A 24,786-nucleotide genomic window follows, 5' to 3' on the forward strand; every position below is an offset into this window, starting at 1 on the left:
TGCAGAGCGGTCAGCTCTAGTCTGCGGCTAAGTCCCTGAAGCTTTCGCGCCACCGCACGCGCAGATGTGGCTATTCAAGGCTGCTGGTTGGCGGAGCTTGCTCAGCGCCCTTGTCCTCCGAGCAACGGGGGGGTAACTTGACCGGAGACCGCTGACTATAGCTTCCGGAGTCTTGACGGGCGATACTCTGCTGTGACATCGCTGGCCAGCGCGGGAACAGTCCATATCGTCGACTCCCTCCTGATTCTCGTTTCATCCTGCCGGGTACGCCCCGGCTTATAGAGCTAATCAGGGTCCGGTTGTCCTGTCGAGTGGGAACGTTCGATGCGCAGAAGCCCGCTCTTGGAAAGAGCATGCTTGCGCGTCACGAGCGTCGCTGTCGGCGTGCCAATGCGCTGGATAGAAGTTGCATCGGTTCCTCTTCAAAAAACTAATTAAATGAACCTTTCCGAGGTTTCCTGGCCATCATTTCTGGAAACATCGTCGAGCGACCTAGTACGGGATTTCTTCGCTCCCGCACTATCGTCCTCGGTGCGCTATGATCGTGGAGTGGGTTTTTTTTCATCCGGTTGGCTCCGCGCGAACGCGTTGGGCATGGCAGGTTTTGCGGAGGGTGGCGGGCGAGCTCGCTGGATTACCAGCCCTGTCCTTGATCCAGATGACTGGGACGCCCTCTTAAGGGGAGACGAAGCGAGCCGTGAGCCCATTCTGCGGCAGGCGCTCCTAAGGAATCTACCTGATATTTTGATCGATATCGAGAGTAATACGCTGAATGCCCTAGCATGGATGGTAGCTGATCGTATTCTTGAATTTCGTTTGGCGCTTCCCGCGAATGAGCTGGCAGGGGGGGAATTTCACGATAAGTTCGGGATCTTTACAGACTCGCTCGGGCAAAAGCTAAGCTTCAATGGGTCTTACAACGACAGCATCCAGGGCCTAAGAAATTATGAGTCGATCAAGGTGTTTGTTTCCTGGAAGCACGAACATAAAGACTGGGTGGTTGCTGACCAGAAGCGATTCGACACGCTCTGGGACAATGGAGACCCAAACGTGCGAATTTACAGACTCCCGGAAGCTGTTAAAGCGGAGATCTTGAAGCTCAGAAGTCGCGATCGTCCCTACGAGTGGAAGCCCTCCCCAGATGACCGCTCGGCTCCTTCCAATTTGGAGCGCTACCAACTTTGGCCACATCAAATTGAAGCGCGAGAGAAATTTCTGCTGTTAAAACGTGGCGTTATTGAGATGGCAACCGGGACCGGGAAAACTCGACTGGCGGTTTCCACTTGCGACAAACTCCTTTCGGACGGAAGGGTTGACACCGTAATCATCTCGGCTGATGGCACCGATTTGCTGGACCAGTGGTACGGAGACTTGCTTGATCTGGTGAAGGGCTATCAGCCTCGGTGGGCCATCCACCGCCACTATGACAATTATAAGGAACGGGACAACTTTCTGCTTAACCCTGCGCGCAGCATCTTGCTCACGTCTCGGCTCTTTCTGCCGCCTTCACTGAAGGGTCTTACCGCGGCCGGTGCTCGGCGGACGATATTAATACATGACGAGGTGCACCGCTTGGGTAGTCCGGCCAACCGTGACGCTCTGGCGGGGCTCTCGTCAGCAATCGGCTACCGGATGGGACTCAGCGCGACGCCGGAACGTGAGTATGATGTCGAAGGAAATAAATTCATAAGCGCCGAAATCGGCGATGTGCTCTTTCGCTTTAGTCTTGAGGAGGCAATTTCCCAGCGCATTTTGTCCCCTTTCGACTACCACCCGATACCCTACGAACCTAGTGAAGAAGACCGTACACGCATTCAAGCCGTCTATGCCAAGAAGGCGGCTCGAAAACGCGAAGGAAACCCAATGAGCAAGGAAGAAGTGTGGACTGAGATTGCTAAGGTTTACAAGACGTCAAAGGCCAAGATTCCTCCCTTTCGGGAGTTCATCGCGCTGCGACCTGATTTACTGAATCGGTGCATTGTTTTCGTGGAGACCAAAGAGTATGGCGAGGAAGTCCTTGAGATTATTCATTCGCACCATCATGAGTTTCACACGTACTTTGCCGAGGAAGACTCAGAAACATTGAAGCGTTTCGCGAACGGTGAGCTCGAATGTTTGCTGACCTGCCACCGACTTTCGGAAGGCATCGACATCCGCTCATTATCTTCAGTAATTCTGTTTTCCTCTGCTCGGGCACGGCTGGAGACTATCCAACGAATGGGCCGTTGTCTCAGAGTCGATCCTGAAAATCCTGGTAAGCGTGCACACATCATTGATTTCGTCCGTAATGACAAGGACATAACAGCAGACGCCGAAAGGGCGGAGTGGCTTGTTAACCTCTCCAAGATCCAGCCGCAAACGGAGGTGGTTTAGATGGAAAGCGAAATTGAGTTGGCAATTCGTCAGGCAGTGCTGAAGCATGGGCAATCAGCAGACTTAGCGAACAAACTAGTCGCGTGGATGAAAGCGTTGAAATCTGGCAACGATCAGATCGAGGACCGTCAGAGCTATGCTCAACGCACCAACGTTCTCTACGAATCCGTAATCATTGGTGAGTCGGACGACTAGAGCCATGGCTACCGAATTCATTCTCATACGCTGGAGAGCAGAGGGGATGCGATGTCCAGATCACGAGATTACACTCGTTGATTCAGAAGGGGCACCGAATCCCGTAACACTTATCCAGATGCCCAACGGAACTGGCAAGACCACTACGCTACAGCTCCTGCGAGCTACCCTTTCGGGTGAAGCACGTGAGTGGCCCTCAGAAACTGTTCGCTCGCTCAGCAAGAAAGGGGCTGTTTCAGAACGAGGCCAATTCCTCATCGAGGCGCTCTGCGACGGAAAGCGTCTAACCATCGTGCTCGACCTGGATTTTTTAGAGGGTAGTGCTTCGTACAGCACTACGTTTGGTAGCGGAAATAAACCCGGGTTCCACCCCCCAAGTATACTACAGCGTTTCCTCCGTCCGGATTTTGTCAGGCTTTTCGTATTTGATGGCGAGCAAGCGGAACACTTGCTTAATCACAAGCATACTAATGCTCATGATGCGATCGACAGCTTGTTTCAGCTTCGGTTTTTTGATGGCATGAGAGACAGGGTAAATGAAGTATGGAAGGATCACATTAACAATGCAAAAGCGAAGGATGAAAGGGGTTTTTCGCGAAGGAAAAATCGAGTTGAAACACTCAGAGAACGATTGGAAGAATGCCGCAAAGAATACAGCCAGGCCTGTATCATACTGACGGGTTTACAGAAGCAACTAGATACCAAGAAGCGACAGTTCAGAAATGACCTGATAGCCCATAAAGAATATTCGGAACGCCTACGGAGAGCTGATCAAGCACTTCAAGGCGCAAAGAACGACGTTCACACTAAGGCAAGTGAAGCGCATGCTAGAGTTCGCGATCCGCACGCTTTGTCACCTCGAATAGCGAAGCAGCTTGCAGATTTGCGAGCGAATCTCGATCGTGTGAAGTTGCCAGAGTCGACAGCGCGCGAGTTCTTTGAGGAACTGGCTGCGGAATTAGAGTGTGTTTGTGGACGCCCGATGGATGATGCGTGCCGCAATCACATCCGCGAGCAAGCAGGCCGATATCTTGGGTCCGACGATGTTGCATTGCTCAACGCAATGAAAAGCGACATTTCCAACTTCATTGGGACTCACTCAGAAGAGCATGCAATTCAATTGAATGAGCAGCTAGATGCGCTGAGAGAAGCGGTACGGAAAGAAAGCGAGGCCAGGACGATCAAGGACGCCATAGAACATGATGCGGTTGCCGACACCGAGCATCCCGAGTTTGAGAGGGTTCACGATGAGATCAGTCGTCTCGAAAAGCAGGTGGCTGAGTCCCAGAACCTTGTCGAGAAATATCAAGATCCCAGCGATTCACTCGGCGATGACTATACCTTTGGCGTCGAAGTCTTGGAGCGTCGCTATAAAGATGCGGAGCGCAAACTTGCCGAGATCACGCAGACGATGGAACTGCGAACCAAGAGAGACATCCTTGACAAAATTCTCGCAGATGCGCATGCACTTGCACGGAGCTCGATTGCCCAGGCCACGGCTCAGCAGGCAAATGACCGTATCGATACATTGATGCCCAGCAATAACATACGTATCAAGGAAATACGCAACTGTCTAGTACTAGAGGGGCAGGAGGGGGGCAGCATGGGCGAAACGCTCTCAGTGGCCTATGCATTCCTAGCAACCTTTTTTAATAGTGCCGACCACATATTTCCCTTTATCGTTGACAGTCCCGCTGGTTCCATCGACAACGATATACGTCCACGAATCGCGGATCTAGTGCCTAAATTGACTAAGCAGTTTGTTGCGTTTCTCATCTCCAGTGAACGGCCCTTCTTCAGCGATCGCCTCCTTGAAAAGGCCTCAAACGAGACTACATTTGTCACGCTGTTCCGGAAGGGTAGCCATCCTATGGAGGAAAGGGCGAAGGGCGCCGGTGACTGTCAGGAGACACTGGATGGACTTTTGGTACCCAGCGTCGATTTCTTTAACCAATTTCAGAGCCCCAACGACTAGAAATTGCTATGGCTTTCCGCCTTCGAAAAGATGCTCGTACCTGGTTCAAGACACTTGAGGGGTCTCTCTCGTCTTCGGCACCACTTTTTGAGCTGTATTACTTTTGCGTCGCTGTTGGTCTTTCACGCAACCGAAAAGCAGAAATCTCTAACGATGACACGGATGAACTTGTCGACTATTACCCTGGCGAGTTTCGATCCAGAGGACGCGTCATAACTGCGTGGTTGATCACCAAGGAGCTTGAGGGCCTTGGAATTTCATTAAACGAGCGACCGCAAATTCATCAGGCCATTAGCAAACTTGTTGATCCGCAGTCTCCATCGTGGCTGAGCGAACATGGTATGCGGGAAATAAACCGATATGCATCCGGCGGATTTGATGCCCTGAGCGAGTACATTTCTGATCCTCCGCGTAGCCTTCCAAGTTTCTTAATCAGCTTCCACAGGATCGTCACGCCTGATAATTGAAAAGTTTAATCTGGTGTTGCGCACAGCCTCTCAAGGCATCAACGGTGGGCCTCTCAGGGTTAGTTTGCGGTCGTGAGCCAGCGTCTGGTTAAGTCTGACAGGGAACGGGTGGTGGTTCCCGAAGCAAGATAACTGAGGCCTCGATGGAGGTGTGCCCTGAGACAGGCAGCGGCACCGTCTGGGGAAGTAGGGAAATCATCTTGTGAGGCTCGAAGTTGCGTGAGTGCCGCGTAGATATCGCTCTGCTCACCGGCGAAGACCTTCCAAGTCATTTCGACACCGCCGTCCAGCTTCTCTAAAGATGGGGTTGGGGGCTTGGGGTCACGCAACGATACACAAAAAGCCCACCTGCAGAGCACATTCCAATGCTCGATGCCCGTTTGGCGGCGAAGTTTGAGGAGTTGGTCTTTCCCCTGACGGCTAATTCGAACGGTCTCGACGGGCGGTCTCATTGCGCGAAATACCCTGGCTGAATTTGCGTTGTACCGGCCTTCTGGTCGTTCGCCAGCAGGTAGGAGCGGGCGATATAGGGACTCAGGTCATCCAAGCAGGGTCCGATGAGCTCTTCATCCGTTGACAGCAGCAACACCTGATGCGAAGCATTCGGGAAATATCGGTTCACTAAGTTGCTGCGGTGTTCGGAATCAAGCCGACCCAACGGGGTGTCAATCACCGTCGGAACCGGCCGACCGGAGGCCCGAGCCAAACCCCAGAGCATGCTCGTTGCGAGAAGCTGGCGTTCCCCCGCGGAAAGACGATCAAAAGGCAAGGTTTGGCCGTCACGCCCAATCAGGGTGGCTTCAAAAGTTGCTGGATTGATGCGAAGGTCACTGACTAGCCCCGATTTGTGCAACAGCTGCTGGAAGGACTCCAGCATCAAGGACTCCATCTTGCGGGTGTGGCGCTGCACCACGCGGGTTCGGAGTCGCTGAAGCGTATCGCGTGCTTTCTGAGAGTGCTTCAACATGCGCTGACGGTCATCCTCGGCCAGGCGCGCATCGCCTTCCAGCTCGCCGATTTTGTCGAGCCGTGTTTCCGCCTCGGCCCGCTGCCGCCGGAGCATATCGATTTTTGCGCGAAGCGCTTCCAACTCAGCCAATTTCTTCGCATGAGCCCGGCGAGCGAGTTCCAGTTCCGCCTGCACGATGGTCATCCGATCGGAGTCCGGCACACGTGCTAAGTCCCCTTCGACGCGTGCAATGCTCTCGCTCAGCGCAGTGATTCGCTCAACAAACCTACTTACTTGGTCTTGCGCTTCAGGAAGTACCACTGAGCGCAAATGAGCGATTCTTGGAGCCAGTTCATCACTCGTATCGAGCAAGAGGGGCTCTTGTGCAATGCCCCGACGTCGCTCCCGGTCCGCCGAAAAAAGCTCGCTTAGAGTGCTCGACACGTCGGCGTCTATGGCCCTGCTTTCCATCATCGCGAGCACTTCGTTGTCTCGTTCCTCCAGGGCTTCCACCAGAGCGTGCGCGTGACGTATTTCGCGCTCGTGGCGCACTTGCTTCTCGGCCTTGACCAGAAGACTGTCGAGCATTAGCAGCGGGAGTGGGCCAGCAACCAGTTCGCGAAATTCGCCCTCCAAGTGGGCGCGCTGTCGCTGAAGTTCGACGAGTTCTTTCTCCAAATCGGTGCGTTGTAGGAACAGTTCACCACCTTCTGTTCGGAAGGTTTCTTCCCGGGTCAGGACCTCTTTCGCGAGTCTTCCAGCCTGGTTGACCAGAGCACCTTCTTCGTTGGCGAGCTGTTCCTGCTCCTGATCCAGCTTTTCGATCGCACCGCGCAGTTGAGTGAGCTGTTCTGTCGCCGCAGCGTCCAGAGCCTCGGTGCGCTTTCGCCGCTCAAACACCTTGAGGTCTGTATCGAGGCGCTCTACGAGGTCCAAACCCAATAGGGAATGCACTGCCGTGCCGAGGATCTCGGCTGCATGCCCACCTTCCGCAAGCTCCATAATCTGCTCGCCATCGAAGAAAAACAGATGGGCGATACCGCTGGGTAAGTATGCCTCGATCACCTCGTCCCAATGGTCGGTAAAGACGTCATCGAGTCTTCCGTCACGCAACACGCGAACGGTTTCTTCGATGCCTTTCACACCCTGCCGCCAACTCCGAGAGAGTTCGAAGTAGCGAGTTTCACCTTCGATCATCCGGCGGAAGCGCACCACGACACTTGCGCCTTCTCCGGGATCACTGCCACGGTGAATTGATTCGCGGAGATAGTCCTTGTAGGCGCGGCGGCCACGGTTGGAGAGACGGGCCTTTGGCCCGTAAAAGGCCAGCTGGATTGCGTCGAGCAGTGTCGTTTTGCCACCGCCGTTCAATCCACCGAACAGGATGATTGGCTTACCCGCCTCGGGGGTCAGCTCGGCTTCCTGGCGACCGCCGTATGCCCCGAAGTTTTCCAGGATGATGGTGTCAAGGATCATTCCGGAAATTCCAAGTAGGCCGTCGAGGGTTCCTTGATGCTGCCGAGGCTCGCAAATTCACGCTCCCGTTTTCGCTTCTCGCGTTCGTTTGCAAGGGACTGAGCACGCGTGATCGCATCGTCTTTATCATCGTAGAAGTGCTTTTTGAAGGTCTTCTCCAACTGCTCGAAAAGACCCGCGCGCCGCCCGAGAGCACGCTGTTGGCGAGTGATACTCAGAAGTTCACGTGTGAGCTCATAGTGGAGGCGGTCGTCTCCGCAGAGGTCAGAGAGTTCCCGCATCTCCGCTTCGCCAAGGACGAGATCGTCATCGAGTGGCCGGCCGGGATACGCGTCGCCCGTCACCTCCTGGTAGATGCGGGGGAGACTATCTTCCAACTCGTGCTTGTCGATTACCCAGATGCGGCGGATTTCCTGCAACTCTTCCAGTGTGATGAGTTCTATCGCTCTGACATCGGGTGGGCCGTGGCGCCGAATATGGCTCTGAGCGGCCAATAGCTTGGCAAGCCAAGCCTCTCGGGAAGTTTGTGTGTAGGGTCCCGGCACCGGTTTTCCATTCGTCATGAGCTGCACGGCGCCCGTCAGCCTGCGAAAATCACGCAAGTGGTGATCGCTGGACTCGTCTGAACCGTCGTGATTGTTTCTGAAATCGAGGGCATTACGCAGATCAAGCAATGGCATGAGCCACTCTTTGTCGGCGTCGTTCTGTATCATCGCAGTCATGGATTTGTCCTTCTCCACCAAGGTACAAACCCAGCAGCCGAATCGCGAATCCCCGCAACTCGGCGTTGAATCATCGACGACTAGCGGGCATTCCCCATCGGGGGACGCGCCTGCATACATTCCCATCAGTTCCTTGTTGCTCGCGCCCCAGGGATTCTTTTGGTTATTGAGGAAAAACCAGATGTCATCGCTGCTCCATGACTCGACGGGCGTATAGATCATGCAGCCGGGTAGGGTGGAGCTCGGGCTTAGCCGATCGCGCACCCGATAACGCGAGTTCTTGTCGAGAACCCGTGCTCTCGCCGTGCTCTCATCCCGTCGCGCACCAAGACAGAGAATCGCTTCACCATTTTCTGTAACGATCTGACTGATAAAGGAGTTCGAAGGGCGAATTTTCAGCCGTTCGGTGCACCATCGAAATTTGGGCCTTGGGGCCGGATACCCGCGTCCAATCAGATTGACCCAGAAGGAGTCTTCTAGCTTGGGGTGAAGGAGGCGCGGGAGCACCGGAGTTCCTTGCTCGTTGGCCGCAGCGCGCATCGCGCTGAGGGAGGCGCGAACCCAGGCGGAAACGATCGGATTTTCGACAAGCGTATCCGTCGAAATCACATAGACGGTCTTCTTCCGTTGTTCAGCCGGCAGCTGCAAGATTGCGCCCCACACCAATTGCAGCGTGGCGGTGGAATCCTTGCCACCGGAGTACCCAATGATCCAGGGAACGTCATCGGCCAAGTAGAGTTCACGAATTTCTTCATGAAGCAGCGCAATAGTTGCTTGAAAACCAAGCTCGGCGAATGCGGAGCGGCGCGGCGTTGTCGCTCTAGGCGAACGCGGACCCGAGCCGCTCGCCTCATCTTGCCCAAATTCCAGTTCGTGTTGCACGGGGATAGCCTGCTTCGTGTCGCTTGACGGGGTGGTCGTTGATTCCATGGAATGCTCTGTGGGATTTATCGCTCAGACTTTCGCCCGAGTGCGGCTTCGACCCGTTGCTGTTCGCTGTCCAAAGACAGCGCCAAGGCCTTTTTGATGACGTTGGTGGTCAGAACAACGTTCGTGGTCACCTTCGAGACTTTGCCGCCAATCATGGCTCGGCCTTCCCACAGTTGAGCGTTACTCCGCGACCAATCGATCTTCTTCAAGCCGTTGAGATGTTTCCGCCAATCCTGCGGGTGTTCCCGCAGCAGCGTGTTGCCGGCCTTGCCCAGCGCTTGCAACGCGATGCCGTGGGAGTGGATATAGCCTTCTCGCACTTCGCTGGCGGGGAGTCGGCCTTCCAGCACTTGGCGCCAGGCTGGAAAATGTTCGGCGACGGCTTCCCAGTAGGTCCGCGCCAGATTGGCATCCTCCCCGAGATCGCCCGTTGCCATGCCTTCGATCAGGTCGGCGCAGGCGTTGTGGAAGGCGGATAAGGTGAACAGTTTTCGCGACCGTCGCGCAAGCGATGATTTCTCCATATCCACGATGTCACGGAACACCTCGGATTTCATGATGACCAATTTCGCGAGGCGGGCTTTGTCGTTGCGATGATCGTAGAGTAGGCCGAGCGATCGGCTGGGCCGGACCGCATGTCGGTTCAGGTCGGCGAACATCTGCTGGCAGCGTTCCAACCCGATGTCCAGAAAGAACACGACAGCGATGGTCTCGTGACCCAGTTCCGGACGCTGGTCCAGGGCCTCGATGATGGCGGCGCGACGGTGCTGCCCATCGTTGATGATGAAGCGGGCATCCATCGGCACGCGCAGCAACCCCAACTTGTCTTGGCCCGACAAGGGTTCGAAGTGCACGTCGGAGTCGATCGAGACCGTCAATGCCGAGAACACGTAGTCGTCGGGGTTCTCCAGGATGTAATCCGAGATCTCGGGGATACGAGCCTTGTTGAGTGTCCGCTGCGCGCGCAGTTCAGGGGGAAGCTCATCTTCGTCGAAGATAGAGATCTGCCGTAGCATGCGCAGTGACCACATCGCGACGTAGTATTCGCGGTGGGCCTGGAGGCCACGAATGACCGGGAAGGTGATCGTAGGCTCAGTTTCCATAGTGGATGCGGGGACCAAGATCTTGGTCGTTGATTGCCAAAACAGCTGCCTCAGCCGTCTATGTTTTTTGTTATCGTACGCCGTGTACGCCAAATTGCAATAGACAAATAACATACACAGCAAGACCCAACGATGAGCGCGATTTACCTGGACTGCAATGCGACCACTCCCTTGGAACCGCGGGTACGGGATGTGTTGATGCACTTCTTGACTGAGGAGTTCGGCAATGAGGGCAGCCGTACACATGCTTACGGCGCGCGTGCCAAGCAGGCTGTGCAGAACGCGCGCGATCAAGTGGCAATGGTCGTCGGGGCGCAACGAGACGAGGTGATCTTCACGAGTGGTGCGACTGAGAGCAACAACCTGGCACTGCTCGGGCTGAGCGCAGCGGCGCGAGAACAGGGACGATGCCATGTGATCACGACTGCGATAGAACACAAGGCGGTGCTGGAACCTTGTGCGGCGTTGGAGCACAGCGGCTTCTCCGTGACTTACCTCCCAGTCACCGAGGGCGGTTGGGTCGACGCGAAGGCGGTGTGTGCAGCGCTCCGCCCGGACACCGGGCTGGTGTCGGTCATGGCTGCAAACAACGAGACCGGAGTCCGGCAACCGCTGGCCGAGATCGCTGAAGCATTAGGGGATCATCCGGCGTACTTCCATACGGATGCGGCGCAGGTCTTCGGCAAGGAGATCGATATGTTGCGCAACAAGCGCATCGACTTGCTTAGCATTAGTGGACACAAGATTTATGGGCCTAAGGGGATAGGCGCACTGATTGCGAGACGACGGGGATATGAGCGACCGCCGCTGCGGCCATTGATGTTTGGCGGAAGTCAGGAGCGCGGACTCCGGCCAGGAACCCTACCCGTCGCACTCATCGCCGCGCTGGGCGCCGCAGCTGAAATCAGCCAGCGTGAGGCTGAGAAACGCCGGGCACAGTGTGCGGCTGTCCGAACACAGCTGATGGCCGCATTGGAGCCGTTGGGGCCGCGACTGACCGGTGATCAGTCGCAGGTAATGGAGCACACTGTCAATCTTGCCTTCCCCGGGCTCGATTCCGAGGCCCTGATGGTTGCCGTCAAGGACTTAGTGGCCATCTCGAACGGTTCAGCGTGCACGTCTGCCAGCTACACCCCGAGCCACGTGCTCAAGGCAATGGGACTGTCTGATGATGAAGCCAACGCTTGTGTTCGAATCAGTTGGTGCCATTTGACCGAGTCCGTCGAGTGGGGCGCGCTAGCGGACCGGCTGCGACAGTTTTTGTAACGAGTCCACCTTAGTTTTCTTAACCGCCTGGGTCTCTTGCGGGGAGGTCAGAGAGAAGTGTTACGCATTCTTGTAACCGCTCTCGTGCGCCGCAGAGGCAGGAGTCGGCCGGAGCTACTTTTCTTCATTTCTATCACTTGATGAGAAAGTTCGGGGCCATAGCTCAAGTGGATGGGACGAGATGGGCCATACAGGTACAACCGGTCGAACGGCAGATTTTCGGCGATCCAGGCTGCAACTTCGCTCATGTTTTCGTATTCGACGAGGAAATCTACCGCGGCTCCACCGCGGTCACAAATCGGCCTGCCCATTCTATTTCGCTCATGAGACGCATGTTGATCGAGCTTCGGAGCGATTCGCGCCGGGATCTCTCTGGCGAGTTCTGGCGAACAGAATCCGTAGGTCAGATCAATCATCCCGAAGTATTCGATGATGGGATCAAGCAGATTGAAGCAAAGATCGCATAGTGCGGTGTAGGTTTCTGGCTGTTTTGGGATGTTAGGTAATTGGGTGCGCGTACGGGTTTCTCCGCATTCGATCAGGTCGCGATACGTGAAGTAGTGCCCGCAGGCGGTGTCGAGATTAGGTATGGTGCGGCACCGGGTCAGACTGAATCCGTCGATCTCCCACCGTGCGTTCGCGAGAATCGAGTCAAATTCGTTGGGGGGAGGGCCGTATCCTGCGAAGTCGAACAGGCCAAGGCGTTGGAGTGCGTCTTCGAACTGCATCTGCTCCGCGAAGTTCGGTAGTTCCTCGTTGATGAAGCGTGATTTTCGATAGAGATAGGGCGGTTCGTACGCGTCCCCATACTCGAAGTAGTCGAGATCCAAGTCCCGCAAGCGAACCTTGACGCGTCTGAACATGCGGGGCAGCGGTTTGCCGAGGAAGTCATCGAAGCTCATCAGGGTCAGCTTTCCTGATTGGATATGGATCTTGATCAAGTCGGCGCTGCTGAAATCCCCATAGAGTTGAAGTCCGCAGTTGACGTAAACGCGGAGTACCGGCGGTAACTGGGGCACCAAGCTGCTGTGGAGTTGTAGGGAGTGTCCCGCGTCTAGCCAGCCGATGCCCTGTTCTGCTGCGGACTGACAGGCGGACGCGATGGTCTCAACTTGTCCTGCGGCAAACAGCAACTCACGAGCCTGAGCAAGCGCCTCGCGGTAATCACCGAAGAACGTGCGAACGTCACGCTGTAAGCGGCTCTCCAGTTGCCGATAGGCTCGTCGGCGGTCGAACTGAAGCTGCGCAAAATAGACCGTCAGGTCCTCGGATCTGGCCCGCTGGGCATCGGTCAGAAAGCCCTCGGCGTTCGGCTTGCGGCTTTTCACGAAACGCAGCGCCGAAGGCACTGAGCCAAAGTGTTGCACCAAGTACTCGATGTCCGAAACCTCGGAGCGGTCGGGCACGCGGCCGAGTGACAGCGCCAGTTCCCACAAGCGTTCCAGTGCTGCGTGATGCTCTTCGTATTTCGCCTGCGCGCGGTCGATGCGTTCCGGCCTAACCGGGCGCGATAGCAATGTCAGCCGCAGAACGTTTCTGCGGTTGCTCTGCCGGCCGACACGAAAGCGTTGTTCGGCTTGTTTGTCGCGAAAGACGAAGTAGATTCCTGGGGCGACGGGTAAGGGGTCTTCGTCCAAGACCTCGGCAATGAACTGCCCCAGTTCGCCTTGCGAATAATACTTCTGAAACGTATTGCGCGAGGTGATGACCCCGTCCCCGTAGGGCCGTCCTCGGACGGCCTCTTGATTGGCCAGCATGGCCGATATGACCAACAGTTCTTCAGCCAGCGTATAGGCGCCGCGCAAGGCCTCGATGCGCTCATCGAGATCCTCGATGACATTGATGACGAAGCCGAGGTTGACGATGGCAGCGGATTGGCGAGCTTGTTCAGGTGCGTAGTGTGGATCCCAGCCCGACGCCGGGATGCCGTTTTCCTGAAGTCCTCGCAGGTCGTCGCCCCGACCGCAGCCGTAGTCGAAAACCGACTTCGATCCGTCCAGAAAGCCGAAGCGAGCCAACGTTTGGATGGGCGCCGACGGGCTGTAACGTTGCAGGGCGGTAAGGTGACGTGCCACACGGCCGAATTCCGAGATCTCGTCAACTGATGGTATGTCTTGCTCATCGTTGCCGATCGGGACAAGTTCGTGTCCCACGACTCGGTACCCCCGATCTACGAGCAGCGCTTCCCACCCCCGCAGAAAGCCAATCCGAACGGGATCATGAAAAAGACCGAGTTGTTCGGCGGCTTGGGTCAGTGCCTCGAACGCTGGACGGGCGGGGTGCTGCTCGGAAAGGAGCAACTCCTTACGGTGCAGGATTGGAGGGTTGAGCGAATTCTCGTAGGTCCGGAAACGAAAACTGCGCAACGACAGATCGACCGTCCAAGCCGCTCGCAGCCGCGGAAAGGCCTCATCAAATAAGTCGGGGTAGGACAGTAGCGAGACGCCGTTGCCATCGTCGGAGAGCTTGACGATGTTGAATTGCTCGCCCGGCAGAACCCCCGAAATAGTGCAGGCCTCTGCCACCGCTGTACGTGTCGCTTCGCCCAACGCGGAGATCAGCGACTCGTGGAAATAGCGTTGGAACGCGACCTTTTTGCCGATCTGACGCAGCTCATCGTTTTGCGATACCGCATCTCCGTTCATGTGTCATTTGCCCCCGGGCTTTCGGGAGGTTGGATTTGTCTATCGTATGAAGTGACGCTGTAGAAGCCACCACGCATTGAAGACTTTTTGTTCCAGGAACACGCGATGCGTCGGTACTGACTTTCTTATCCCTGCCGCCCGCTCCCCGAATGCAACGCTTGGGCCGCTGCGTATTCCTTGTCGATATCGAAGCCCGAGTCGAGGTTTGGATCGATCTGCTTCAACCCGACGTGCATCATGCAGACGATCTGCAGCGCGCTGAATTCGCCGTGCAATAACTGGAGCCGGAATTTCTTCGTGGGATCGTTCACCGGCAACCCGCCTTGCCCCAGGTTTGCCATCTCCATGACGATCGGCATCAGCGTGTCCCGGCCCATTCCGTCGAAGCGTTCGAACGCATCGAGACAGTAGTGCAGCGCATCCGGCCGGACACCTTCGCCAGCGCCACCGCGAAACCGGATTGCGGCAAGCTTTCCCAGCGCCTCCTTGGCCTTCTCGGCAACTTCGCCTTGCGGTGACAGCCTCAATACCTCGCGCAGCAGGCCGTCCGCTTCCAAGGTATTCCGCTCGATGTCCTGATCGATCAGGCCCTTGGCCAGCGTCAACCGCGAGACCGGATCGTCGGGCGACAAGGCCACAGCGCGCCGCAACAGCTCGATCCCGCGGTCGGTCTGGCCGTTCATGAGCCCAAGCGTACCTAGTGACCGAAGCGCATGGGGGTTAGCCGGATCGAGTTCGATCGCCCGTTCCAGCGCGGTCTGTCCCGCTTCCGTGTCGCCGGAGCGCAGCGCTGCGACGCCGAGTGCGACCCAGGCGTTCACATAATCCGGCTGTGCGTCGGTGGCACGGCGCAGCAGCTCAATGGCCTCGGCCAAACGCCCCTCATCGCTGTAGACCATGCCGAGGTTGTACAAGGCATCGTGGTCCCGCGGGTTGGCCTGGAGTGCTGTCTCCAACAACGGCTTGGCTTCGTCGTAGCGGCCACTCTGGAGTAATGCCAGGACGGCCGCTCGCGGGTCCTCGTCGGCCGTCCTCGGTATCCACGTGACGCTGATCTTGCCGTTCTCGAACAAGACCGTCGTTTCTCCGGCGAAACCGCGGTACTGCTGTTCGAAAAAGGCCTGCACCTGGGCCCGGAACGCGCTCGAACCGACGGTCCGTGCATTCTCCGGCAGCAGCGTCAGGTCAAAGGCGGCCTCATCAAGCTGATAGTGGATGGGTTCACTCATGGTCTTCGACTTCTGTACGGCTTCAGCCTAACGGCGCCCAGTCCAGCCAATCCGCGACATTCAGCTGCTCGGCCCAGGCGACGATCAGCTGGCGATCATTGATCACTTCGATTGGCTGCCCAGTAACGTGTTGGAGCAGCGCCGTGCCCACGGACTCCAGCCCGGCGGCCCGATACGGAATCGCCAGCTGCGGCTGTTGGAGCAGATCGGCGGCGAACAGGGCATAGGCCGCGTTCATCGCGCGGTTGCCCTGGACGATGCGTTCCGGAAACTCGCGGTCGTACTTGCCCGAAAGGCAATTGACGTTCCCCTGGCACTGCGTTTCCAGGTTCTGCCGTTGCTGCGGACGGAGACCCGGGTAGTCCCGGTAGAGCCATAGATCCAGCAGGATCCCGACGGGACAGGACCGCAGCTGGAGCATCAGACCGTCGAACAACTGACCACCCACTTCGCGGACCAGCTTGTCGGCGAGTTCGGGGTTCAGCCGCTTGAACTCCTTGATGACCTGCTCCCGGCAGCCTGGCCGCGCTCGCAACTGGAAACGGTCCTCGGGAGACATGGAAAAGAGGCGGATCGCGTAGCCCGCTTCGACTGCAATCTGGTAATCCCGCGACACGACGCCCGGCCGATAGCGAATCAGGTGGAGGGGCCGGTCCGGTGTTCCGGCGCTGATGGTCGCCAACGTGCCGATTGCGGGATCGGCGACACAGGAAACGGGATAGCCGCTCAGGGCCTCCAGTTGCTCAATGATCGCTTGTGTGTCAGGCAGCAGCGCTTCGCCGGTCATCTCAAATGCTGTTCCGTTTTTTCCATTCTATCCGGATAGAGGCGGCGGAGTTGGGCAAGAGCGTCATGACTGCGGCGATGAGTCTGTGCAATTGCATCGCGTTTGTTCGGAAGGTGAGGCACTGCGCGAGTGTCCGACGAGGACGAAGCCCGCCGGATCATCGAGGCATGCCTGAAACGGCCAGTGAGTTCGCCGACGCGCTTTGGCGTCGGCTATGATTTGAACCATCTTCGAGGAACGATACTTATGGATAAGTCGAACAGATGATTTTCGGCTACCTGAAGAATATCCGGCACAGATACTGTGCCGAAAAAATACCCGCCGTACACGACAAAATCAACCAGAGGAATGGTTCCCAAAACGGGTAAAAAGATACGCCATCAAATTTGTACGCTAGTCCATTAAAAACGTTGCCTGGATCCCATGTGAAAAGAGAATAATTGCCCGCGCCATTCCAGTCCGTGACTATTGTTGTAAACATAACATGGTGGAAGCGAATCAGTCCGCCCAATGGGAAGATCACAAAAAGTACTAGGAATATGGCTTGATAGGCCTTTCCTTCTATTGAATAACTGTTGAATTCGACGTTGAAAGCTTTTGGAATGGCTGTATTCCAGCATGATGCTGACGTCCTCTTTGCATACCTTAATCCAAGGTAACTTGTAGCTGATAGCAAGATCGAGCAGACTGGGATAGCAAACAGGACACAAGCTCTATCCCCAAAATTTTCAAACAGGTTTAGTGGTAAATTGAATTTGGCCTGAGCAGTCTTTGCCCATGTATTGAATACAATTTGAAGCAACATCAATCCTGTCCCTGTCCAAATCCATGTTAAAACTCTCTTATTCATGCTTTTATTTTTGGATAGATTTTTTTATCAGTTCAGAAGCCTGTGCGGCAGTAAGCATGGCTTTGAAATTAACGCGGGCGGCGAGAGCGCCATCCGGCGCAGCAAAGAAATTTACGTCTGTAATTTCAGGGTCATAGGCTTGAATCTCAGCCGGCAAACTCTGACGTAGCTCGCCGGCATCCACGGCCGTGCCAACAGCCTTCTCTGCGACGCTGCTCAAATTACTGTTGAAGATACCAGCGATTTGATTGGCGAATCGACCAAGGTCTCCGCGCGGGATAACATTAATAGACCCCGGAGAAAGCTCGATGGATTTGTGGTCACGGGTAACTAGGGACAGCGATACGTTGCCGACAAGGCCCTCCTTAAGAAGGACGTTCTTTATATCGGAACCTCGGCGAACTTCCATCGTGTCGGGAACATCTGTACAAATACCGAGTAAGCACTTCGTTTTCATTCTGACGGTGGTTCCTGCAAGGGGTAGCCCCTCTTGGCAATCCCAAACTACGACGTTAACCTTTGCAGTCAGTAATGCTTGACTTCCCACGCTATCCAGTGAGGCGCTCTCTACTGTAGGGAGAACATGCTGCCCATAACCTGGGCAGTTGTCGTTTGGCATTGGAAAGCTCTTAACGAGGGTATCAAATTGTGACTGTAACTCTTTCATATTAATGTCAGCTGCTACCTGTAGTTCAACGCCGGACTGGGTCGTCGCCACGGAGAGATCAAGAGTAACTGGAAACGTGATCTTATGCCCCCCGATGTCAGAGGCAAAATCAACGGTTTCTAGTGAAATGGCATGAACGGTCGCCACCGGCAAAAAAAGCGCTAACGCCGATAGCAAGAGATAAGTGACTGCCATGTTGCATCCCCTATGTGTGAACAGTGGTGGCTCTGGAAGGTTAGATAGAAGTTTGTCGTGCCTCGGTGGTCTTGCCGATTTAGGAAGTGATGCCTTGGGGAGAGTAAGTTTGCGCGTGGACAATTGTAAGGCTCTACCGCCAACGGGAAAACGGCCAGTGCGAAGGCTGGCCGTTTTCCCGTTGGTGGTCATCGCGTACCCTCTGTACCGTGACTCTAGGGCTCCTAGATCAGGCAGCAAGTTTGGCCTCCTCCAAGAGTCGGTTGATGGCGTGGCTAACGTGAACGAGAGTCGGTGGCGCACACTCGGAAGGGAGCGCGGTTGGTCCAAAGCGAGGGCGGTGCGGAAGAATCGAGCCTCAGTGCGGGTGGAGAACAGCGCGATGCGCAGACCGTCTTCAGTCACCCGGTATCGGTTGTGTTGGGGCTGTCGCTGGATCAGACTGTGTAGCCGGAGGCGTCTGAGGTCGTAGGTCATCCGGCCGGCGGAGTAGGGGACGGGGTCTTGGCCCGAGATTACCGCCACCTCAAGGCGCACATCGGCGTTGGCAAAGCCCTCGGCGAGTAGCCCGAACAGACACCGGGCATAGCACAGGGCGAGCACGCGGGGATCACCGAAGGGCAAGGCATTGGCGTGTTGACCGTCGGTGACTGTGGACCGGATCACGGACTGGAAACGGTTGTCGACGAGGTTGCAATCATTGATGAGAGTTTGAACGTCGAGCAGACGTCGGTTGGCAGTGAAGCCGATCGCCCGCAGTGTGGGCAGATTGCGCAGCTTGCGGCCTACGCGAAAGTCGTAGGTGTCGTTACTCGAAGGTGACAGCCCTTCGGTCAATACCCGGGTTCGGAAGGTGTCGGGTGTCCGTCGGCCAAAGATCACGTGCAGCCGGTCAGGCCGACCGAGATCCAGGTTTTCGCGGATGATTTCCTCGAAGAGCTGCCGTCCGGTGCGGGGAAAATCCAGGACCTGCGGCAGCGAGAACTCGGCCGGTTCGGCGTATCACCGGATCGTGAATGGGGTGCCTGTTCCAGGGGGGATTCCTTGCCTAAAATTCTTCGGCCGGAACCGCTAGGTCATTGGTCGAAAAGGCGCGGAATCGCGCGTTTTATTAGGCAAAAATACCGTAAATCTATGTATTTAAATTGAAAATCTAAGGTCTCTTAATCCGTTTGTCGTAGGTTCGATCCCTACATGGCCCACCAATCACCAACCGCAGAACCCTTCTCTGTTTTGCCCGGCGCCCCCGGAACCGCACGGCTGGCGCGGGTTCCACAATTGGGCTGTTGACAACGCTTCGCCGGATTCCCCGATTTTTGGCTGAAACTTAGCCATTTCGCCTCTCAGTTCTCTGTCGAGCTGTTGACTGTCAACCGACCCGATCCAGCATTCATGCGGGTTTCAGCAGGGCGGGTTGGTGGGGGATTTTGGTTGGCAGATGGAACTCGCAGTCGAAACCTGAATCGGACGCGGCCGTTATCCAAGGGATCGCTTGACCAGACATCGTGCGACTCCCTTTCCCGTCTGGACCCCGGGCCGGCCGCTCAGCCGCCGTCCCGGCTCCGTTGACAAGGCCTCGGAAGCAGACGCATCCGCACCTGCCTATGGGCGGGAGCGCTCGTTGAATTGCTTCTAACGGCCTAAGGCGAAGTAGCCCAGGATCAGGTAGCACACCACCGCTGTTGCACCGTGAAGGGCAACAAGACCTCTTGGACGGATGCCTTTGGCGCGCTGGAAGGAAATGTAAATGCCGACCACGATGATCGCCACTGCAAGACCGATATTAACGAAGACACGGCTATCGCCTTGAAGCGCCGCGATGATAACAAGCGCTGAGCCGAGCAGAGCCATGCCGCCATGAACGAGCGCATAGAGCTTCGGCGTGCCTCGGCCTTGGAACACGTCGCAGGCCATGCTCAGGCCCATCACCGCCACGAGGGTGAAAACAGCCAGTGAGAACATCAACATAAGCGCCTCCTTGAGGATGGCTTCGTGCATCACTTCGGGAAGTGACAGCACGTCGAGGAATGTGAGCGAGGTGGCATCCTAGCACAGCGGTTGAGCGAGGCGGCTGCAATGTCCGCATTGTGACGCCCGTTACCGGGACGCCTAAACGGCGGCGACTCCGGTCAGGAACCCCGCGGCGGACGCAGGTTCCACGATTGGCCTTTTGACTGTCAACAGGCCCGATCCAACAATCATGCGGATTTCAGCGGGTCAGGTGGGAGCGGGGGATTGGTAGGCGGGCGGAACTTGGGTTGGAAGTTTTGATCTTCCGAGGCAACGTGCGGGTCATCTGGATGTCCGGCTCCCAGGCACCATGCACCGATGAAAATACGTCGCCTCTACACGAGGAGATGTTTGGTGGTATCTCTTCACCGCGGCACCTACCGTTCACTGAGATGCACGTAACGACGCCGGCTGAAGCTTCAGTCCATAGAGCTTGCCATCGGACGCCTCAAACACGACCACCGCATGGACCGCTGCGGGTTACAGGGCACCTTGGGCGATGCCTTGCATGCGGTCCTGTGCGCCGCTGGCTACAACCTGCGCTGGCTGATCCGGGCGGTTCTGCGCGGGCGGATCAAACCCCTTTTTTGGACGTTGTGGTTACGCGCATGGTTGGCTTACTGGCCCTACCCACCGCCACCGCCCGTTCACGCCCCCGCTCCCGGTGTCTCGAACTCAGCTTGCCGCCATCGGCGTGGGAACGTCAAACGCGGCCCACCGCAGCTTGAACGAATTTCGCAGGGCCGACTAATTAGGGTTAACTAAAATGCTGAGTATACTGCCGCCATCGATAAAGCCTTGAGGGTTGATTGGAGGGCAAACCCCGGCATCGCCCGTTACTAGCACGGTTGTATTAGTGGACGCGGAAACCAGCGCAGTGGTAATTAATTTCGAATCCGTTGTGGTGAAGTTATATAGATCTCCTATCCGATTTGTTCTCACGCCTACGTTTGTCGCAGCGGTTCCTCTTTGAACGAATACCCCAGGAACGCCTCCTGTTGCTCTGCATACAGCCAGCGATACCGACGGAAGCAGACTAACCGTGGCGACGAGCGCGATTAGAGTAAGTAACTTGTTCATATGTTATCTCGTCTGAATGGCGAATCGAACGTTAATCCAAGAAGGGGAATGACGTTTCTCCTCCCTGCCCTTTAAGAGTGCACGGAAAACAGAACGTTGTATGTGCGGAAGCACACATAGGGGCTTTTTTGCGAGTTTTTTTGCTTGACGCTAGCTACAGGTCTATGGAATACCTGGGTCCGCAGGTTTTCTGCGGGTGGTCACGAGGCGAGCATGACCAAGGCCGAAAGCGGCGCAGCCGTCGAAAATCCTAGTCTGCGATTGCAGTCCCGCCGTTCCTGAAACCCTGCGCAGCCAGGTTTTCGCGCCTTTTTCCGGCTCGATAAATCGCGGCGCCGCGAACGCGCGCGGACTGGGCTTGGGTCTCACCGTTGCGCACACGGTCATGCGCCACCAAGCACCAAACGCAGAAACTTTTTGCCGGGCCGATGCCGCTGGCCGACCGCAAGAGCTTGTCCAACTCGGCGTAATGCGCCTGGACGTGGCCGACCATCTGCGCATCTAGGTCGTCGAGTTGTTTGCGGATGGTTTCGATCATGGACTCGATGCCTGGACGCACGACGGCCATGGCCAATTGCAGCTGCTGGCGCTCGGACAGCATCATCGTCACGAGTTGGCGCCTGCGAGTGACCATCGCCGCCAGCGCCTGCTGCTGTGAATCGGCCAGCGGACGAATGCAGCTGGCCAGATCGTCGCGGCGTACGAGTACGCCGGCCAACTCCGCCAGCATGCGCGCGTCGATGGCATCAGTCTTGGCCAGCCGTCCCATGGACTTGGCGAAATCGCGGGCCTGGCGCGGATTGACCACCGCCACCGGCAAGCCCGCGGCCTGCAGCGCACAGGCCAGCGCCGCTTCGTAGCCCCCAGTGGCCTTCATGACCACCAACGCCACGCACAACGGTCTGAGGGCGGCGACCAGCGCCGAATGCGCCTCGGCCGCGTTGTCAAAACGCTGGACATCAAGCTTGGCGCCCAGCCTCCAGACATCCACGTTCTCCTTGGCTATGTCGATGCCGACCGCCACCGAGGAAGCAGACATGGTCTTCAGATCCCTTGCTTGTGAATGCGCGCTCGGACAAGTCGGCGCGCGTAACCATTCGGGCTTCAGGAAGACCAGCACGGCAACCGTGCGCGACTAACTTGAGCGGCTGACGAGCATGAAAGAAATATCATCAGATGATATCCTTGGAGCATGAAGTCTGACCCCGGCATCGAGACCCTGCTGGATCTGCACGGTCAGATTATCGATCAGGGAAGCGGCTATTGGGTCAAACTCGAAGCATACCGGGTCGCGCCGACAGCAGAGGTGCCCCATGGCATTCGCTATTGCCTGACTCTACATGAACCGTATGGTAAGCGGATATTGGGTTACGACAATGCGCATGCCATCAAGCTGCCGAAGAAGTTCAAATATGCCGGGCGACGCCTGACGTTTGATCACCAGCATCGCCATGCCACGGATCAGGGGGTTCCCTACGAATTCAAGGATGCGCACCAGTTGTTGGCGGATTTTTTTGCGGAGGTTGACCGCGTGCTATCAGAGGTGAGGAAACGATGAAAGCGATCGTGATCGGCATCATGCCCCAAGACAAGATTCGTGAGCGGATCCTGGCCATTGCGCGTGGAGATCTCAAGCCCAAGCCTGGCGATCCGACTATCTGGTTTACCTCGATCCGGTCGCTGGCGGAAGTCCTAAGCGACGACAATCGGGCCTTGCTCAAGATCATTCGGGATACCGCGCCGGCGTCGATCGCCCTGCTGGCCGAACAAACGGGTCGCAAGCCCGGCAATCTTTCCCGCACGCTGAAGACGATGTCTCATTACGGCCTCGTGGAGATGCGGCGCGAGAAGAACCAGGTGCGGCCCATCGCCAAGGCGACGGAGTTCAAGATCATTGCGGCCTGAGCACGGTTGCAAGGCCGCTTTGGTGAAACGGAGCTCGTGCGGAGCACTGACTGGTTTGGCCGCCGTGTAACGGATCGGGCCGCACGGCATGAAGATGACGGGTTGTTGACCGTCGCGGCGAATCGGCGTCGCGGTCAGGCCGAGCATGAACTTGGCACCCGCGCGCTTGAGTAACGCATCGAAAGAGACGCCGCCAACGAGATGACCCTCGTCTACGATTGCATGGCCTGAATTCTCTGCATGGCCGGAAACAAGCCAATGGCCCGGCTGTTTGGTCGGTCTGGAGCGGAGAAAACGGGGCGCTGGTGCGGGGCAAGCGCAAATTTGAACCTGCCTGTTGCGGACTCGCCGCTGCGCCACCCCCGCTGTCGAACGTGGCAACGCCTGCTAAACGCCGGAATACAGCCACGGTCGGGTTCGAAGGGGCGTTCATGACAACGGCTCCGGTTGAGAGGGGCTGTATGAACGCGCTTCCCTGGCGAACAGCTAAGGCTAAATTCGGCCTCTCGGAAGCGGTGCACCAACATCCCCAACGCTGATGCTCGGGTAAAATACCGGTCCTCTCCCAGACACCTCACTGTCCCATGCGCGATCCGATGGCCACCGTTGACCTGTTTGATGACCTTAATGGAGATTCGGACTCGCACCCGGCACGCCTACGGAGTCTGGTTCTGTCGGGAACAGCCCCGCTTAACCCGGATCAGAAGAAGTTCAATCGTCTGATCAAGCAGATCGAAGCCCGCCGCACCCAATTGGCCGACTGGAACGAGGCGATTCCGGCCTTCCGGCAACGCTATGGCCGCGACCTGCATCCCTTGCTCGAACGGGAGCGGGCGCTCAAGGCCCAACTGGCAGAACATCTGGACTGGGGCTACGACCAGAAAGGACTGACCAAGACCGAGCGGCATAAGCTTTCGGCCCTCATCATCGACCTGGCTTTGGACGTGCTCGGGCAGGGCGGGCCGGACGAGGCGATGAAGGCACTCTACAACAAGCACAGCCGGTCGGATTTCGACGCGGAGGAGACCGCCCAGATGGAGCAGATGAAGGCCATGCTGGAGGATACCCTGGGCGTTGAGTTGGGCAACGACCTGGACCTGACTTCGCCGGAAAGCCTGTTCGAAGAACTGCGAGCACAGTTCGAGGCGAAGGACCAAGCCCGCGCCGAAAGAGCCAAGCGCCGCAAACCTACTGCCAAGCAACAGGCGAAGGAAGCGCAGCGGGAGGCGGAAGCGAAGCAAGTCAGCCAGTCAATCCGGGAGGTTTACCGCAAACTGGCCAGCGCTCTGCACCCCGACCGGGAAAGCGACCCGGAGGAACGGCAGCGCAAGACCGCGTTGATGCAAAAGGCCAATGAAGCCTACGAGCGGGGCGCCTTGCTGGAACTCTTGGAGCTGCAACTCCAACTCGAACACATCGATGAAGCCCATCTGGCAAACCTCGGGGGCGAGCGGCTCAAACACTACCTCAAGATCCTGAAAGACCAGGTGCGCGAGTTGGACAGCGAACTGCAGCGAACCAAACAGGACCTTGCGGCCGAATTTGGCTTCCCTCCCCACGGCCGTTTATCGCCGGACGTGCTCATGGCCCGGCTCCGGTCCGATGTGGCCGCTACGGAAAGCCAGCTGCGCAGCCTGCTGCAGCAGATCGATACCATCGGCGACGTCAAGTCGCTGAAAGCGTGGCTGAAAACGGTGACGCTGGAGAGGCCGCCAGTATTTGCTTTTGATCTCCCGTTCTGACTTCGGTCGGGCACCGGCTGGCAGGCAGGCTACATAATCCCGTCGCCAGCGCTGCCAGACCGCGGTTGCGGGGCTGCGCGCGTGGTCCTCTATCGGGCCCACGGCCTCGTCCACTCCGGGGGAGCTGACCCTATCCAAATCATTGCCTTCTCACGCAGCCGGCCGATCTGCCGGTTGCCGAAAACCAGCCAACGATGGAGGGTGCGCAAATCTGCCCACC

Annotated in this window: 18 protein-coding genes and 2 pseudogenes; 9 read left to right on the top strand and 11 right to left on the bottom strand. The window is 56.9% G+C overall.

Translation table 11 applies throughout. The features are described 5' to 3' along the window. The first annotated feature begins 438 nt into the window (after positions 1 to 438). Genes BWR02_RS20045 through BWR02_RS20060 form a run of 4 tightly spaced genes read left to right on the top strand, consistent with a single transcriptional unit; the run spans position 439 to position 5,010 of the window. The gene (locus BWR02_RS20045; RefSeq protein WP_139559688.1) at positions 439 to 2,373 is read left to right on the top strand and encodes a DEAD/DEAH box helicase family protein; all 1,935 of its coding nucleotides are present in this window, start codon (positions 439 to 441) and stop codon (positions 2,371 to 2,373) included. Continuing rightward, complete coding sequence (locus BWR02_RS20050) at positions 2,374 to 2,568, top strand: CxC ATPase DNA modification system associated small protein (protein ID WP_139559689.1); 195 nt, start codon at positions 2,374 to 2,376, stop codon at positions 2,566 to 2,568. Positions 2,569 to 2,572: 4 nt separating this feature from the next. Continuing rightward, positions 2,573 to 4,543 carry a coiled-coil domain-containing protein gene (locus BWR02_RS20055; protein WP_139559690.1) on the top strand — a complete coding sequence of 657 codons (1,971 nt, stop codon included), beginning with the start codon at positions 2,573 to 2,575 and terminating at the stop codon, positions 4,541 to 4,543. Positions 4,544 to 4,551: 8 nt separating this feature from the next. Further along, positions 4,552 to 5,010: a hypothetical protein gene (locus BWR02_RS20060; RefSeq protein ID WP_139559691.1), complete on the top strand. Its 459-nt coding sequence runs from the start codon at positions 4,552 to 4,554 to the stop codon at positions 5,008 to 5,010. Positions 5,011 to 5,069: 59 nt separating this feature from the next. On the opposite strand, the gene dndE is transcribed toward BWR02_RS20060, so the two are convergent. Genes dndE through dndB form a run of 4 tightly spaced genes read right to left on the bottom strand, consistent with a single transcriptional unit; the run spans position 5,070 to position 10,190 of the window. Beyond that, positions 5,070 to 5,462, bottom strand: a complete 393-nt coding sequence (gene dndE / locus BWR02_RS21745) for a DNA sulfur modification protein DndE (protein WP_139559692.1) — start codon at positions 5,460 to 5,462, stop codon at positions 5,070 to 5,072. Continuing rightward, the gene (dndD, locus tag BWR02_RS20070) at positions 5,459 to 7,435 is read right to left on the bottom strand and encodes a DNA sulfur modification protein DndD (protein ID WP_139559693.1); all 1,977 of its coding nucleotides are present in this window, start codon (positions 7,433 to 7,435) and stop codon (positions 5,459 to 5,461) included. The genes dndE and dndD overlap by 4 nt, the downstream gene beginning before the upstream one ends. Then, complete coding sequence (dndC, locus tag BWR02_RS20075; protein ID WP_139559694.1) at positions 7,432 to 9,087, bottom strand: DNA phosphorothioation system sulfurtransferase DndC; 1,656 nt, start codon at positions 9,085 to 9,087, stop codon at positions 7,432 to 7,434. Before dndC ends, dndD begins: the two co-directional genes overlap by 4 nt. A 17-nt stretch (positions 9,088 to 9,104) precedes the next feature. Next, the gene (dndB, locus tag BWR02_RS20080; protein WP_139559695.1) at positions 9,105 to 10,190 is read right to left on the bottom strand and encodes a DNA sulfur modification protein DndB; all 1,086 of its coding nucleotides are present in this window, start codon (positions 10,188 to 10,190) and stop codon (positions 9,105 to 9,107) included. A 132-nt stretch (positions 10,191 to 10,322) separates the two neighbouring features. Here dndB and dndA point away from each other — a divergent pair, with 132 nt between their 5' ends. Next, positions 10,323 to 11,456, top strand: a complete 1,134-nt coding sequence (gene dndA, locus BWR02_RS20085; protein WP_139559696.1) for a cysteine desulfurase DndA — start codon at positions 10,323 to 10,325, stop codon at positions 11,454 to 11,456. A 47-nt stretch (positions 11,457 to 11,503) separates the two neighbouring features. Here the strand turns inward: dndA and BWR02_RS20090 are convergent, their stop codons facing one another. From BWR02_RS20090 to BWR02_RS20115, 6 genes are all read right to left on the bottom strand, one after another. Continuing rightward, the gene (locus BWR02_RS20090) at positions 11,504 to 14,101 is read right to left on the bottom strand and encodes a DNA phosphorothioation-associated putative methyltransferase (protein WP_139559697.1); all 2,598 of its coding nucleotides are present in this window, start codon (positions 14,099 to 14,101) and stop codon (positions 11,504 to 11,506) included. A 125-nt stretch (positions 14,102 to 14,226) separates the two neighbouring features. After that, a complete protein-coding gene (locus BWR02_RS20095; protein ID WP_139559698.1) occupies positions 14,227 to 15,330 on the bottom strand; it encodes a tetratricopeptide repeat protein in 1,104 nt (367 codons plus the stop codon). 22 nt (positions 15,331 to 15,352) lie between these two features. Further along, complete coding sequence (locus BWR02_RS20100; RefSeq protein WP_139559699.1) at positions 15,353 to 16,117, bottom strand: hypothetical protein; 765 nt, start codon at positions 16,115 to 16,117, stop codon at positions 15,353 to 15,355. A gap of 274 nt (positions 16,118 to 16,391) precedes the next feature. Continuing rightward, entirely contained in the window at positions 16,392 to 16,967 is a 576-nt protein-coding gene (locus tag BWR02_RS20105) for a hypothetical protein (protein WP_139559700.1), read from the bottom strand. 4 nt (positions 16,968 to 16,971) lie between these two features. Further along, entirely contained in the window at positions 16,972 to 17,829 is an 858-nt protein-coding gene (locus BWR02_RS20110; protein WP_139559701.1) for a hypothetical protein, read from the bottom strand. A gap of 1,632 nt (positions 17,830 to 19,461) precedes the next feature. After that, positions 19,462 to 19,827 carry a hypothetical protein gene (locus tag BWR02_RS20115; RefSeq protein WP_139559702.1) on the bottom strand — a complete coding sequence of 122 codons (366 nt, stop codon included), beginning with the start codon at positions 19,825 to 19,827 and terminating at the stop codon, positions 19,462 to 19,464. 432 nt (positions 19,828 to 20,259) lie between these two features. Here BWR02_RS20115 and BWR02_RS21395 point away from each other — a divergent pair. Further along, positions 20,260 to 20,454: pseudogene (locus BWR02_RS21395) on the top strand (IS5/IS1182 family transposase); the annotation flags it as partial. Positions 20,455 to 21,322: 868 nt separating this feature from the next. Here the strand turns inward: BWR02_RS21395 and BWR02_RS20120 are convergent. After that, a pseudogene (locus BWR02_RS20120) lies at positions 21,323 to 21,958 on the bottom strand (IS110 family transposase); the annotation flags it as partial. A gap of 153 nt (positions 21,959 to 22,111) precedes the next feature. Between BWR02_RS20120 and BWR02_RS20125 the strand changes: the two are divergent. The 3 genes from BWR02_RS20125 to BWR02_RS20140 all read left to right on the top strand — a co-directional run bounded on the left by BWR02_RS20125 (position 22,112) and on the right by BWR02_RS20140 (position 24,566). Next, the gene (locus BWR02_RS20125) at positions 22,112 to 22,477 is read left to right on the top strand and encodes a toxin-antitoxin system TumE family protein (protein ID WP_139559703.1); all 366 of its coding nucleotides are present in this window, start codon (positions 22,112 to 22,114) and stop codon (positions 22,475 to 22,477) included. Further along, positions 22,474 to 22,824 (top strand): HVO_A0114 family putative DNA-binding protein, encoded by a 351-nt coding sequence (locus BWR02_RS20130; RefSeq protein WP_139559704.1) that lies wholly within the window; start codon positions 22,474 to 22,476, stop codon positions 22,822 to 22,824. The genes BWR02_RS20125 and BWR02_RS20130 overlap by 4 nt, the downstream gene beginning before the upstream one ends. Positions 22,825 to 23,408: 584 nt before the next feature. Beyond that, positions 23,409 to 24,566 carry a J domain-containing protein gene (locus BWR02_RS20140; RefSeq protein WP_201276345.1) on the top strand — a complete coding sequence of 386 codons (1,158 nt, stop codon included), beginning with the start codon at positions 23,409 to 23,411 and terminating at the stop codon, positions 24,564 to 24,566. The last annotated feature ends 220 nt before the right edge of the window (positions 24,567 to 24,786 follow it).

Source organism: Methylotetracoccus oryzae (assembly GCF_006175985.1).
GTDB classification, from domain to species: domain Bacteria; phylum Pseudomonadota; class Gammaproteobacteria; order Methylococcales; family Methylococcaceae; genus Methylotetracoccus; species Methylotetracoccus oryzae.